The 13,286-nt window shown below is 66.6% G+C and carries 16 protein-coding genes; 5 read left to right on the forward strand and 11 right to left on the reverse strand.

From position 1 onward, the window contains the following. Positions 1–104 precede the first annotated feature (104 nt). The 10 genes from A7B18_RS17385 to A7B18_RS17425 all read right to left on the reverse strand — a co-directional run bounded on the left by A7B18_RS17385 (position 105) and on the right by A7B18_RS17425 (position 8,110). Positions 105–776 carry a hypothetical protein gene (locus A7B18_RS17385; RefSeq protein WP_102127966.1) on the reverse strand — a complete coding sequence of 224 codons (672 nt, stop codon included), beginning with the start codon at positions 774–776 and terminating at the stop codon, positions 105–107. A gap of 233 nt (positions 777–1,009) precedes the next feature. Beyond that, entirely contained in the window at positions 1,010–1,744 is a 735-nt protein-coding gene (locus A7B18_RS17390; protein WP_102127967.1) for a PRTRC system ThiF family protein, read from the reverse strand. Further along, positions 1,744–2,442: a PRTRC system protein B gene (locus A7B18_RS17395; protein ID WP_102127968.1), complete on the reverse strand. Its 699-nt coding sequence runs from the start codon at positions 2,440–2,442 to the stop codon at positions 1,744–1,746. The genes A7B18_RS17390 and A7B18_RS17395 overlap by 1 nt, the downstream gene beginning before the upstream one ends. A gap of 74 nt (positions 2,443–2,516) precedes the next feature. Further along, complete coding sequence (locus A7B18_RS17400; RefSeq protein WP_102127969.1) at positions 2,517–3,581, reverse strand: hypothetical protein; 1,065 nt, start codon at positions 3,579–3,581, stop codon at positions 2,517–2,519. Positions 3,582–3,607: 26 nt separating this feature from the next. Then, a complete protein-coding gene (locus tag A7B18_RS22075; protein WP_180970216.1) occupies positions 3,608–3,763 on the reverse strand; it encodes a hypothetical protein in 156 nt (51 codons plus the stop codon). A gap of 31 nt (positions 3,764–3,794) precedes the next feature. Continuing rightward, positions 3,795–4,016 carry a PRTRC system protein C gene (locus tag A7B18_RS17405; protein WP_102127970.1) on the reverse strand — a complete coding sequence of 74 codons (222 nt, stop codon included), beginning with the start codon at positions 4,014–4,016 and terminating at the stop codon, positions 3,795–3,797. Positions 4,017–4,065: 49 nt separating this feature from the next. Further along, on the reverse strand, positions 4,066–4,509 hold the full coding sequence (locus A7B18_RS17410) for a hypothetical protein (protein ID WP_102127971.1): 444 nt from the start codon (positions 4,507–4,509) through the stop codon (positions 4,066–4,068). A 56-nt stretch (positions 4,510–4,565) separates the two neighbouring features. Continuing rightward, on the reverse strand, positions 4,566–5,645 hold the full coding sequence (locus A7B18_RS17415; protein WP_102127972.1) for a PEGA domain-containing protein: 1,080 nt from the start codon (positions 5,643–5,645) through the stop codon (positions 4,566–4,568). A 263-nt stretch (positions 5,646–5,908) separates the two neighbouring features. Then, positions 5,909–7,564, reverse strand: coding sequence for a UvrD-helicase domain-containing protein (locus A7B18_RS17420; protein ID WP_102127973.1), 1,656 nt, complete (start codon positions 7,562–7,564; stop codon positions 5,909–5,911). Positions 7,565–7,576: 12 nt separating this feature from the next. Continuing rightward, entirely contained in the window at positions 7,577–8,110 is a 534-nt protein-coding gene (locus A7B18_RS17425) for a hypothetical protein (protein ID WP_146009573.1), read from the reverse strand. Between the two features lie 248 nt (positions 8,111–8,358). Here A7B18_RS17425 and A7B18_RS17430 point away from each other — a divergent pair, with 248 nt between their 5' ends. The 5 genes from A7B18_RS17430 to A7B18_RS17450 all read left to right on the forward strand — a co-directional run bounded on the left by A7B18_RS17430 (position 8,359) and on the right by A7B18_RS17450 (position 12,678). Further along, complete coding sequence (locus A7B18_RS17430; protein ID WP_102127975.1) at positions 8,359–8,937, forward strand: hypothetical protein; 579 nt, start codon at positions 8,359–8,361, stop codon at positions 8,935–8,937. A gap of 10 nt (positions 8,938–8,947) precedes the next feature. After that, positions 8,948–9,172: a hypothetical protein gene (locus tag A7B18_RS17435; RefSeq protein ID WP_146009574.1), complete on the forward strand. Its 225-nt coding sequence runs from the start codon at positions 8,948–8,950 to the stop codon at positions 9,170–9,172. A 291-nt stretch (positions 9,173–9,463) separates the two neighbouring features. Continuing rightward, entirely contained in the window at positions 9,464–10,333 is an 870-nt protein-coding gene (locus A7B18_RS17440) for a hypothetical protein (protein ID WP_102127977.1), read from the forward strand. A 186-nt stretch (positions 10,334–10,519) separates the two neighbouring features. Then, the gene (locus tag A7B18_RS17445; protein ID WP_102127978.1) at positions 10,520–10,930 is read left to right on the forward strand and encodes a hypothetical protein; all 411 of its coding nucleotides are present in this window, start codon (positions 10,520–10,522) and stop codon (positions 10,928–10,930) included. Between the two features lie 104 nt (positions 10,931–11,034). Then, entirely contained in the window at positions 11,035–12,678 is a 1,644-nt protein-coding gene (locus A7B18_RS17450) for an ISL3 family transposase (protein WP_102127979.1), read from the forward strand. 88 nt (positions 12,679–12,766) lie between these two features. Here A7B18_RS17450 and A7B18_RS21565 read toward each other — a convergent pair whose 3' ends face one another. After that, on the reverse strand, positions 12,767–13,099 hold the full coding sequence (locus tag A7B18_RS21565; RefSeq protein ID WP_146009575.1) for a hypothetical protein: 333 nt from the start codon (positions 13,097–13,099) through the stop codon (positions 12,767–12,769). Between the last annotated feature and the right edge of the window lie 187 nt (positions 13,100–13,286).

Here is a 13,286-nt window from a genome sequence, read left to right on the forward strand (position 1 = left end):
GCTCTGGCACTGATGACGGTCATGCCAGACGTTCATTTGAACCGCCTGCTCCTGACGTTCAGCAGAAACTCGGAATTTCTCCGCCAGCACGGCTATTCACTGCGCTATGCGAGGTGCAACTCCTGAGCTTTGGGGTCCAAGCGCACAGGGTCGTCCAGGAAGACACTCGTGTGGATGCCGTACCCCTGATATTGGATGCGGCTCAGTGTTCCTGCAACACCCGTCGTGTCTGGAGAGTTCACTTCCAGTTTTGAGATACGCCGCTTTACCCCCTCGATGTGGTCATGGGTGATAGGCGTCAGGTCCTCATAGAACACGTCTTTTCCTTGATACCGCTGGATTTTGAGGTAATCGGGGTGCATGCGGACCGTGATCGCGCCAGTTACTTGTTTCAGCGCGTTGCGAAAGGCAGCCCGCTGCCCGGGAGGCACCATATCGGCCAGGACGTCCCGTATCTGGTCATGCGTGAGTGTCCACGCGCTGGCGAGCGCGCTCGTAAGCTGCGGTCGAGAGACGTCAAAGCCTCGTGCCCCATCCGGGCGTTTCAGGGTCTGAAGGCGAACCTCGACGCGGTGTACAGCGCGCCCGAGGTCCCAGGCCCAGTTGCCGGGACGGGTCGCGATGAGGTGCGGGAGGTCGTGGAGGCCGTGCGTGGCTCCCAGGGCGGCGGCCATCAGTTGCTCGCATTGCGCGACGCTGGGCACAAGCTCAAGGTTCAGGTGCGAGAACGCAGTGTGCAGATTGAGGGCTTGATGCCGAAGAGCGCGGTCGTCCATAACAGTCCTGTCCGCGCGTCATCTGGGTTGGGTGGGTCCTCGCTTGCCGTCCCGGGGACGCGCGTTCAGGGCTGGGTTGGAGCGCAGCTCGTCGTGGACCGTGAGCGCCGAGGCGCCTGCGAGGGGTCACACCTGTGGTTTGAGCATACACGATCAGGAGCATCTGGAACAGCGCCTTCGGGACGAGCGGCGTACGGCAGCCGACCACATCGTCTCGAGTGAATCGCTGCCTCTTAACACCCCCGGCTGCTCAGCGCCGCCCCGCGCAACTCGAAGTACCGGGCGTGGTGCGTTAGCTCCCGGTGCCGGAAAAGCTGCCACAGCAGGTCCAGGGCGTGCGTCGCCACCATCCGCCCCACGAAGAGGTCCTGACGGCTCAAGGCCTCAATGGCACTGCAACTCGGGGTGTCGTCCTCGGGCCCGGTGGTGTCCATCAGTTCCGGGTGGAGTTCCGTCGCACAGGGCAGATGATGCTTGAGGCGCTTGCCCGCTTCCCGGGGCGTCCCGAGGACAACCTGACCCGTCGTGAGGTCATTCCCGCAGTCCAGCCAATATCGCCAGGTGTACATCCCCTTCCCGTGCGCGGCGAAATGCAGACTCCTGCGGGCCGCCCGGGAATCGACGCAACTGATCACCAGATCCCAGGGCGCCCGGGCACGGTGCCCGCTGAACTTGAGGGGAACGGCGACCCAATCGAGGTTGCACGCCAGGTTGACCCGGGTGACGAGGGTCTCGGCCTTGTTCCGCCCCAGGTCGCTGTGATGGTAGCGCTGGCGGACCAGGTTGGCGTGGCTCACCTCGTCCGGGTCGAACGCCGTGACGTACAGGCCTGCGTGGTCGAGTGCCCGAAGTGCCAGATGCAGGTGCGTCAGGCCGGTCAACACTTCGCTGCCCGTGCCGCCCACGCCGACGACGGCGACCTTCAGGCGTTCCCGGCCCAGGAAGCTGGAGGGGAGCTTGTGCGTCATCAGCGGCCTCCCAGGGCCTGTTCAAGGGTGAGGCCCGCCGGGACCAACCACTCGTCCCTGAACTCGCCTGCTTCCCGTACGGCGTCCCACAGCTCGCGGTAGGTCCCTCCCGTCGCCCAACGCTTCTGGCTGTCGGCGGGCTTGACGAAGTTCGAGTAGAAGAAGGCCTGCGTCCAGGCGTCGGCGTTCTCCGGGGTGATGGCCCCCGGGCGCTGCATGCTGCCGTTGCAGACCGCGTGGTTGCTGAAGATGTTGAAGTACGGCGCGCGGTAGAGCGGGGTGTTCCCGGTGGGTCGCTCCATGCCCCGCAGCGCGTAAGCGAACATCTGTGCTCCCCGAGTGACGAACAGGAGACGTGGTTGGGGAAAGACCTGCCCGTCCAAGGCGGCCACAGCCTTGTCCGTTGCTCCCTGAAACAACAATCGCCGTTCCTGGCGCTCGACGACCCAGGCGAGGGAGCCGACGCCTAAGGCGACGACGTGCTCAGGCACGAGGGTCAGGGTCTGCATGGCGTTAAGTTTCAACAGGGTCTCGATGGTGTCGCGCGTGACATTGACGCCCTCGGCCATGTACAACGCCCCGTCCCTTTCGCCGAGGTTGTGCTGCATGACGATGCCCTGTTCCTGGCGGTGGTCGGTGTACACGATCAGGGCGAGACGGGCGTGCACCTCGGGCAGTGCGTTCAATTCCAGTTGCATACGGCCTAGCGTCTCCGCGCTAGCGGGGGAGGGTCCCAGGCGAAAACGGGACGGAGGGCCGCTCCCCCATCCCGTCAGTCGTCGGTGTCGATGATCAAGTCCGTGACCGTCTCCAGGTGCCGTTCCGCGTCCCGGTACAGCCGCACGAGCTGCACTGCGCGCTCGGCGTCCTCGGGCGTGTGGATGCGGATCAGGAGGTTATTCATGAAGCCCTCGGTCTGGGCGGCGAACTGCCAGGTCTCCTCCAGGCGTTCCTGCACGGCGTTCAGGTACCCGCTGGAGGTCCGCCTACCTTGCCCCGAGAGGATCACAGTGGGATTGCGCCGATATTCCCCGCGGGCACAGGTCGCTGCCAGGTCCTCGTCGCCCAGCAACGCGTACACCGTCTGGTCGATGTCCCGCAGGGCGATCAGGGCCCCGGCGATGATTGCTACCCGCTCCGCCCACAGCCCCGTGTGTTTCCGTGCGACCTCCAGCAGCTCCTCGGGTGAGAGACGGTACTTCTTGCTGACGGCGGGCAGGGCCTCGGTCATCCCGATCAAGCGCAGCAGATCTCCCGGTGGCGTGCAGCGGCCTCGGGCCTCCCGCACGACCTCTGCCCGGGTGGGGGAACGGCCCAGTTCCTTGCGCAGTTCAGCGTGGACGTCCTGCCAGAAGCCCTTGACGCTGCCCTCGTGTTCGAATGTCTCCGCGTCTTCAAGGGCGTCGATGGCGGTGTACACGCTCCAGGTGCTGCGGGTGAACAGACTGAGGTTGGCAAGGATGCTCCCGAGCAGGTACGGGTGCAGTCGGTGTAGGGCTCGCCGTGCCACGATACATGAGAACGCCGCGCACTGCGGGGCGTGCACGAGGGTGAGGACGAGTTCGTGCACGCCCCGCGCTTCCTCTGCCTGCCCCCCATCTCCGGTCTCCTCGTACCAGGTGAGGTGCAGATTCCGCCAGCCGCACTCCAGGGCACCGGGCGTGCCGTTCACCCGCCGGAGGTAGGCGTGGATGGTCTCCCGCCTCTTGGGTGGCAAGGCGGGCAGCAGTCCGACCTCGATCAGGGTCGCCAGCAGGGGCAGAGCGCCTTCCAGCCGGGACAGGGCACCCGCGTGAACGCGGGTGGCGGGAACGTCCGCTAGGGGCAGGCCACTCAAGGTCAGCCGCGACAGGCTGAGCGGACTCAGGGCAGCAGGGGCACCTCCCGGGGCGCGAGGGGGAGCGGGGTCGGGTCGTGCCGGAGCCTGAGGAAGATCTGGCACAACCGCTGGTGACTGGAGGCGTCCTTCCCGGGGTCGAAGCGGTCGACGTGGGTGGGCAGGAGGGGTTGCCCCCTCACCCAGCCCGCCACCTGCTCGGGGGACCATGTCTTAGCCTTTCGTGCCGAGGCGCTTCTTGACGGTGTAGACACGCTGGCCCTCCTGAAGCTCGGGGCCTTCGACGACCGCCGTGGCGAGTTCGGGAGTGGTGAGGGCGTGGATTTTGACGACGTCCTCGACGCTGACGGTGGGGCTGACGTCGGCGAGTTCGCGGCCTTCGTAGACGATCTTGCGCTGGACTGCGGTCACGGTCACTTCAGTGCTCTGGGTCATGGGGCAACCTTCCTTTCGAGGAGCCCACCCCGGCGGGAGCCGGGGAGGGTCAAGGGCGTGGTTGGAAGAACGCGAGGAGGTCGAGGGCCAGCGCGGCACGGTCCCGGATGCCAGCCTGGTCACAGGCCTGGGAGAGACGGGTGAAGCTGTTCAGGACTTCGCGTGCGAGGGAGATCGCGCTCTGCTGGTGGGCGCCGTGCTGAATCAGCAGGACCGCGAGAGTCTCATGGGTGTCGGCAGCCGTCGCTGTGGGGTCTCTGGTCGGTGCGGCGTCGGTGTCAAGCGCCTGCCGAGTGAACAGGAAGCGGCCGTGGAGGGTGGTGACGAGCAGGCCCCGGTGGGTCTCGTCTATCCCGACGACATCAGAGAGCGGAAGGGTCTGGTCGGCGGGCAGGGTACTCAGAATCTGCCCGTCCTCGTTCAGGCGGTGGCGGAAGGCGGGACGGAGTTGCAGGAGGGAGGTGGTGAGGCGGTCAGCGGCAGGTGCGTTCATCCAGGGCTCCTGGCAGGGCAAGCCCCCAGTCCGTGGACTGGGGGTGAAGGAGCGGTTCAGAACAGGCTGGGGGCGCTCGCCTTTTTCAGGACGAAGGCGGTCTTGGTTTCCTTGCCGGGCTTGACGCTCAGCTTCTGGGTCTGGGCCTCGTAGCCCGGGGCGTCGAGGCTGAGGGTGTACTCCCCGGCAGGCAGCGGGGTCTTCTTCCCAGCCTGGAAGGGGTGGGTCTTGCTGCCCCCGTCGGTGAGGACGAGGGTGGCGTCCCTGGGTGAGACCTCGACGGTGAGGTGCCCTTCCTGGCTGGCTGGTGTGGCGGGCTTACTCGGGGCGGCCTTGGGCTTGGCCGCGTTTTGGGTGGCCTTGCGATGCGCCTCGGCAGCGGCTCGGACGGTCGCAACGTAGTGCGCGGTGTCCCGGGCCACGCTGCGACCCTCCCGGTACTCGTTGAGCTTCATGACGAGCTGGGTATCGAGCGCGCTCGGGAGCCCCTTCACCTGCAGGGGCACTACCGTGCTGTTCGGTTCGTCCTGGATGGGAGTGGGCTGCACGGTCACGAGGAGCGTGTCCCCGACGCGGGCGAGGATCAGGCTGAGGGTCTCCCCCGCCCCGAGGGTGCCGGCGAGCTGGCTGATCATCCCGGCACCCAGCGTCCCTTCCGGCCAGGTGACGGGTGGGGTGGCCTCCGGGACGGTGCAAGCAGGGTCCAGCCCGTCTGGACCAGCGTCGTCTGCTGCCGGGTCCACGTCCTCGGCGGTCTCGTCCAGTTCAATTTCACCCTCCTCGCTTTCCTCCCCGTCCTCCAGGCCCAGCGTGTCGTCGGTGGTGACCGGTTCAGGCGTCGTCTGCGGGTAGTCGAGCGCCTCGTCCACGGCCCCTTGTTCGGCGCTGGCGGCGGGGACGAAGGGCAGGTTGACCGGGTGGGAGAGGGCCTGCACGTCGGCGAGGAGCTGCTCGGCAGCCGGGACGTGCTCTTTGGCGTTTTGGTTCTTCTTGAAGAGCCCGACCGCTTCCTCGTACAGGTCGGGGTGCTGCCCGTGGAGGCGGGCCATTTCCCGCTTGAGGTCGTCGTGGACGTCTTGCAGGGTGCGCCGGGGTTCGTCGAAGGGGAGCAGTGGAGCGGTGTTGCCCTGAGTCATGGTTGGAAACCTCCGCCGCCCGCCCCACCGCGTCAGCGGTGAGGGTCAGGCCGCCCGGCGGGTTTCCCCAGTGGGTGCTCAGGTGGCTGGCGGGTGCGGGTGTGGGCGACGCGGCGCCGAGGACCGTCCCGGACCAGGAAGTGGTGGCGCGGGGCAGCCGTTCCTGGCAACTCCGCTTCCTGCTGAGGCCGAGTCGGATCGGCCGGGAGCCTGACGAGCGCCGAGAGGAGGCAGGCCAGGAGGGTGTTCCCTGTCCGAAGGTCTCACCCGCCCTCCCGCGCCCGCAATCCCGCCGGGATGGGGCTGTACTCGGCGTCCACGAAGAACAGGTCCCGCCGGCTGCGGGTGAAGGCGACGAACTGGAGGCATCGCTCGGCCTGGAGCGCCTGCGGCGTCCTGGCCTTGGGGTGAGGAAGCAGAGCGGGCTCCAGGATGAACACGCGTTCGGCCTCCTGTCCCTTGGCACGGTGGACCGTGCTCAGGACGACGCTGCGCTCCGGGTCGCCTTGAAACAGCAGTCGGATGTTGGCGACGAGTTGCCCCAGCGTCTGGGCACCCCCGGCATCGAGCACCCGCGTGATTGCCGAGAGCCGGTCGGCCAGTCCGGCCAGGCGCAACCCCGGATCACGGCCCTCGCGCTCGGCCTCCCGGGTGAGCTGCTCGGCGAGGAAGGTGGCATACCCATTGAGCTGCCCGGTGATGTCGATGAGCGGCAGGCTGTCCTTGACCTGGTCACGCTGGGGCTTCGTTCCGTCGAAGGTGGCGGCGTCGCGGGTGAAGGCGACCAGGCTGCGGGCGAGATCCCGGCCCCGGACGATGGCGGGGATGCCCGCGGCGACCAGCCGGTAACACCAGTCGACGAGCGGTGCGTTCGTGCGGCAGAGCACCAGGTCGCCGGGCCTCGCCAGAGCAAGGAACTCCTCGCCGCTGAGATCATCGAGGGTGCCCCCTGGTGCGCCTGGGGCGGCTTCGAGGGCTTGCCCGAACGGTTGGGCGAGTGCGACGTGTCGCCAGGGGCAACGGTAAGTGATCGACAGCGGCCGCCGGATGGCCCCGAACAGTTCGGTGAAGTGGCGCAGGCTGTCCTGATCGGCGCCGTTGAAGCTGTAGATGCTCTGTGACTGGTCCCCGACGCCTACCACCCGGGTGTGCTCGTCGGTGGCCGCCTGGAGCAACCCTAGCTGCGCGCGGGAGAGGTCCTGAAGCTCGTCGACCAGCAGGAAGCGGTACGGCGTGCTCAGGCGCCAGCCGAACACTCCCGGAGCGAGCACCTGGTCGGTGAAGCTCATGACGCGCCCGTCCTGCAACAGCTTTAGGCCTCGCCGCAGCACCTTCAGTGTCAGGGTATACAGCGCCGTCTCCGCGCCGAGGATCGGGGCATCCACGGCGTCCATCGCCTCGGCCCAGTCTTCCAGCCGGGGGTCCAATCCCAACGCGTGCCCCACATGCAGTTCGACGCAGGCGCCCAGCCGCTCGGCGAGTTCTCGCCGGGCGGCGGGCGAGGCGCCCCGGGCTTCGCAGACGATCTCGCGAATCAGGTCGTCGTACTTGCGCGGCTCGAATTTCAGGCCGCTGAGGTTCTGGGTACAGATCAGGTGGCCCAGGCTGCTAACGGTGCGCACGTCGAACTCGGGCGGGATGACCTTCTTCAGCGTCCCGACGATGTCCTTGTTGAAGGCGAGGAAGGCGCCCTTCTCCCCTTGTGGCAGCAGGCCGAGTTCCAGGATCAGGGCGGCGATCATCTCCAGCAGGGCGGTCTTGCCGCTACCCGGCCCGGCCTCCACGGTGATGGCGCGGACACCCCGGGTGACATCGTGGAGGATGGTGCGCTGATAGGCGCTGGGGGTGCGCTTCTGTCGGACGGTGGTCTTGGCGCCACGGCGGACGGCTTCGAGGTGGTCGAAGAGGGTCTGGTTCATGGCCCACCTCCTTCAGCGGAATACGAGGTCGAGCTGGCTGCCGATCTGGCTGGGGTCACTCTGGACTTCCAGCAGTTGCAGGCCGTCGAGTAGGCGGGCGAGTTGACGTTCCTGTCGGGTCCGCAGGGCGGTCAGGATTAGGTGTAGGTCGGGACCGAGCGTCAACGAGAAGCGCTGGGACAGCAGGAGCTCCTGACGATGGGGCAGGGCGTGGGCTCTTGGGTGGGTCCGCAAAGCTTCTTGAATCTGCGGCCAGGCGTCGGGGGGAGCGGTGACGGGGACCCGGGTGTGGAGGGCGAGTTGGAGGAGGGGGCTGGTGCCGACGAGCAGGAACTCGCCTTGCTCGTGCCGGAGGACCTGGCCCTGAAGAGTAAGGTGGTCGCCATCGTTGGGAGACGGCGCTTGGGCGGTGAGCAGGAGGGGGTGTGCCCCGGGCTGGGTGAACACACGCAGGGCATCTGCCGGGCCCTGGGAACCTTCGGCAAGCGCGACGGCTTGCCAGGGGGTGCCGTGGTACAGCACGGCGAGTGGGAGGGTGGAAGGCATGGCCGAGTGAGCCCCGGGGGGTCCCGGGGAGGGTCTGCGGTGCTTCAGATGGGAGAGTCGGACTCCCGGAGGTAGCAGGGGAGTTCAACCTCTCCGAGTGTTATGTCGAGTAATAACAACATAAGTTCAATCAAGCCCACCCCCACACTCGCCCAAGCCCAAGCCTCCCCAGCCCATACACATGAAAACCCGCCTCCAGAAGAAGAGCCCTAAACATCCGTGCCCGATACTGCACCGAGCATTCCCCCATGACCGACCCCCAACCAGAAGCCCACTACGAGCAGTTCCAGGAAGGCAAGCACGTCGACAACCTCACCGTCGAGGATGTCAGCCTGACGCAAGCCCGCTTCATCCTGCGCGGTGCGACACGAGCCCGCCTCACCGACTTCCTGACCGACCACCCCCTGGCCGCCCTCACCCTGCACGCGCTCTCTTCACGCTTCACCACGGGCCAGTACACCCCGGACACCCGCGCCCTCGAACTGAACACAGCCCGTGCAGGAAGGACCTTCGGAAGGACGGAACCCATCGGGCAGGTCGCCGCCGTCTCGGCCTGGGGAACCACCAGGGAGGAAGCAATGCAGATGAGCTTCGTGCACGAACTCGGGCACCACCTTCTGGAGAAGCATCCACCCGCCTTCGAATTGGCCCTCGCCGCTGCTCGCCATCCGGAGGTCAGCCCCGTGAGTCTGCGGGCACGGTTCGACTGGCAGGAATACTTCTGCGAGACGCTCACCGCGTTCACCTTCTTCCGAACGGAACTCATGCGTCACGATTCCGTCGGGCATAAGATGGTTCAGGAACTCCACGCCACGCTCAGGAGGTGACGTCATGACGATGCTGAACCAGCGATTCGACGAGATCACGACGGAACTGTTCCTGTCGAGGCGGGCGGGCACCCTGACGCCGGAGCGGTACCTGGACCTGGAGCGCCAGGCGTTCGTTGAACTCGAGCAGGTGTTCGCCTCCCTACCAGAGGACGTGCAGTGGTTGCGGGATGACCTGCGAGCGGAGGTCACGCGCTACAAGCCCGAGATAGTCCAGCAAGCCTTAGCCCGGTAACCATTCAGCGGGCTCGATCCCTTGGGAGCGAGACGCGTCGAAGGGTGAAGAGTTGAGGTGGCGCTCTGAACTTGCTGTCGACGGGGAGCACATCAGGAAGATGTGCTCTCGCTCTTTTTGGAAGGTCGGCGGGAGTCGGCGGGAAGGTGGGGCTGGGTTCGTCCTCGTGGGGACGGCAGGTCAACTCCAGCTCAGGGGTTCGTCTCCCCTGCTTGAGCGGGTGCCGGAGCAGGGGGAAGAGGGGAAGGGTGGGGTTGGTGTTTATTGTTATTACTTGCCATACAATGACGCATGCACCCCGCCGACGAACACGCTCAGAAACTAACGCTCGCCCTGCGGGAGTACGACCTCGATCAGGTCGTCGGCCTCCTCCCCGCCCTGGGTGAACCCCGCCGCATCATCCACTCCGTCCTCAAACCCGTCTTCCAGCACGCCCAGCAAGATCAGGTCGATCTCCTCCATCCCCCCCACGACTTCGACGCCTGGCTGCACTCCTTCATTCACCTGCGTCTCGGTGGCGAGGGCACCGTCGCCAGCGGGACCGTCATCAATCGTCTGACTGTCCTCTCCCGCCTCTACAACCTGCTGCGCGACGAGGGGTTGATCTCCACCAACCCAGTCCGCGAGACCCCCCGACCCCAGCGCGCCAGCGAGAACCGCGGCGACATGCTCACCCGCCAGGAACTCACCCGCCTCCACCAGCAAGTCACCGACCCAGGGTTGAGGGCGGCTTTACTCCTCATCGACCGACTCGCCTTCGACACCCGCGAACTCCGGGAGTTGACCTGGGAGGGTGTGCACCTGGGACTGGGCACCCTCGTCCGCGGTCGCACCGTCGCCCGGATTCCGGAAGAGGTGGAGCAGGCATTACAGGTCCTCCAGCGGCAGGCCGGCGGGGAACTGCACGCCCAGGGGCCGGTCTTCTCCTACACCGACGCCACCCTCCGCCCCGCCCTCTTCAAAGCCTGTCACGCCGCCAACGTCCCCTATTCTCCCCCCTCCCGCCTGCGCCTCGCTGGCTTGCGCGACCACGGGGAGAGACTCAGCAGGCAGGACGCCGGGTTCCTGGGTGAGCCGGCCTTCGAGCACGCCAAACGCGTTGCCGGTGCCTTGCAGGCGGAGGACCAGCCCAAGCGGGCGCCGCGCCACGCGAGAGCGTAAAAGCATCTGAGCGCCGTCGCGCGAGGACCCAGGGCTCCACAGCGCCGAGTACCAGGCACACTTCCGGAACTCTCCGCCCCATCCGGCGGTTCCTCACCAAGGCCCGCAGGCACGGGCTACAGTAACCTCAGACCACCAGCACGTCCTGAAGACGGCCAGCCGGGTGTTCAAAGGTCCAGGTGTAGCATGACTGTCTTGCCTCTCTCCCCTCCCCTGCACGTTCACAACCAGCAGACCTTCGAGACCTGTATCGCGCTGACCCTTCAACTCGTCGCCACCCTGGAGTTCGCTCCCGTCCTCGGACGCGATAGGCCCACGCGGGAGATGATCCTCGCCTTCGCCGAACAGGCCGAGCGTCACGCGCAGGGCGTCGCTGCCCTCGCCGGAGCCCCTGAAACCGACCTTCAGGCCGCTGGGCAGCACTGGTACGCCAACCTCACGGCGCAGCGTGACGACCCCCTGCAAGTCGCCTATCACGCCCTACACGCTGCGGCCTACCTCGGCCTGGATGGCGGCGCGACCACCGGCACCCTGCTCGCTGCCGTCGCTCACGCCCTGCGCGTCCTCGCCGGGCGGGAAGGCACCTTGACAAACTGAACTGGGAGAACTGACACGCCGCGGGCAGCAGGTGTCAATGGCGCCGTAGAGATGGTTCTGGCGCCCTCTCGGTGCGACCCTGTCCCTGGCACCGAAGATGAAGGATGAACTTCGACCTACGCGCCCTCCTCACTCTGGATGGGCTGCATCTCGATCACGTCGTCCTCGATGAACAGAGTGGTCGCATCGTCGTCGAGGTGCATAGCACCACACCAACCCCGGTGTGCCCGAGGTGTGGGACGCCGTCTTCCCGGACGCGCAGCACGTACACCCGCACCCTCGCCGACCTGCCGTGGGGTGGGCGGCGCGTCGTGTGGCGGCTGCGCGTTCGTCGCTGCCCCTGTCTGTGTTCGTCGTGCCCGCAACGCATCTTCGCCGAACGCTTCCAGACCCTCACCGTGCCCTTCGCCCGTCGGACCTCTCGCTTGGCCGACTCCCTGCGCGCCGTTGGACTCGCGCTGGGTGGGCGGGGTGGTGAGCGGCTGGCTGGGTTGTGCTCCCTGGTGGTCGGGCGCAAGGCGCTGCTCACCCTCGTTCGACGGGTGCCGCCACCTTCGGTGGCGGCCGTCCGGGTGCTGGGCATGGACGACTGGGCGTACCGCAAGGGGCAGACGTACGGGACGATCCTCGTTGACCACGAGTCCAGGCGGGTCATCGACCTGCTGCCCGACCGGAAGCCGAACACCCTGGCCGCCTGGTTGCACGCCCACCCGGGCGTGCAGATCATGACTCGGGATCGTGCGGTGGTGTATGCCAACGGCATTCGGCAAGGTGCACCTGAGACGGTGCAGGTCGCGGACCGCTGGCACTTGCTGAAGAACCTGGGTGAGGCCGTGCTCCGGGGGTTGCTCGGACACGGCGAGGACCTCAAGGTCGCCTTCGCCGAGCCGCTTCCCAAACCGGGCGAGTCGAGTGCCGAAGCACTCGACTCGCCCGAGCTGAACTTGATGCCTCCCCAGCCCGATGTCAGCCCCCACAAGCAAGCTCAGTTTGACCGCATTCACGCCCTGCGCGCTGGGGGCCGCAGTTTTCGCAGCATTGCTTTCGAACTTCAGCTCAGCCGCAATACCGTCAAAAAGTACGCCCGACTCGACCGCTGTCCTGAGCGCATCCGGCGCCCACGAGGCCAAGCTATCGCTGCCTATGAGAGCTACCTGGTCGAGCGGTTCAACGCGGGCCAGCGCAACGCCAGGCGGTTGTGGGAAGAGATTTGTACGCAAGGCTTTACGGGCAGTGCGTCGGTGGTCCGGCACTACATGAGCGACATCCGCCGACAGCATGGCGTGACGGGACGGCGGGACGACGGCTCATCTGACCGACCCCAGGCGCTGGTCCCGACGGGCGCACGGCGGCCAACCCTGGCGACGCTGGCGTTCACTGTCATCCGTGAACCTGAGGAGCGCAATGACCGAGAACGCGACTGGATGGACAAGCTGATGCAGACGAACGATGAGGTGGCGAGCGTCGTGACGCTCGCCCAGCAGTTCGCCGACATGGTGCGGCGCCGCGACCCGAGCGAGTTGGGCACCTGGCTCAGGGCGGCGACCGACAGCGGTATCGCAGCACTCAAGGGCTTCGCGCAGGGCGTGTGGAGCGACCTGGAGGCGGTGCGGGAGGGAATGTGGCAGGCGTGGTCGAACGGGCGGGTGGAAGGGCACGTCAACAAGCTCAAGCTGGTCAAGCGCCAGATGTACGGCCGCGCGAAGTTTGATCTGCTGCGTGCCCGGCTGCTGGCCGCGTCGGGGTAGGGGTCGCACCGAGAGAGCGCCAGAACCATTTTTAAGCCGCCATCGTCACAGGGTCAGCAGGTGCGCTTCCAGGAGTGGATCTTCCTGCTCATTCCCGCTCCTCCTCCGGGAACGTGAAGGTCTGAACGAAGCCGAGGAACTTGGCCGTTCGGTGTGGCGGCACGAGACCCCGGTAGGACACGGAGCACGTCTGCTCGGAGAAGAGTTGCCAGGCGAGTACGACCTGCCCATCCGAAAAGTGGGCGAGTTCCGGGTAACTCACCCGCAGACGGGGGAGGTGTTCCGGTGCCCGTGCCGGGTACGCTACTTCCTCCCCCAGCCACCGCTGGAACGGGCTAAAGGCGTAGGGGCTGGACGTGCCCCCGGCGTTGCGCATGGCTGCATCCAGAAAGGCGGCGGAAATGGGCAGATGTCGGATCATGCCCGGGCGCCACCCAAGCGCGCCCTGCTGCCGCTCGGCAAGTAGAGGCCAGACCGCTGCCGTGAGGGGCTCGAGTTGATGAAACCCATCGTCGTGACGGAAAGTCCCTTCACCACCGTCATCAAGCCAGGAGAGCGAGCCAACGGTGAAGATCCGAGACCACGTGGACCAACCAGGCAGGCTTTCC

Source organism: Deinococcus planocerae (assembly GCF_002869765.1).
In the GTDB taxonomy this organism is placed as follows: domain Bacteria; phylum Deinococcota; class Deinococci; order Deinococcales; family Deinococcaceae; genus Deinococcus; species Deinococcus planocerae.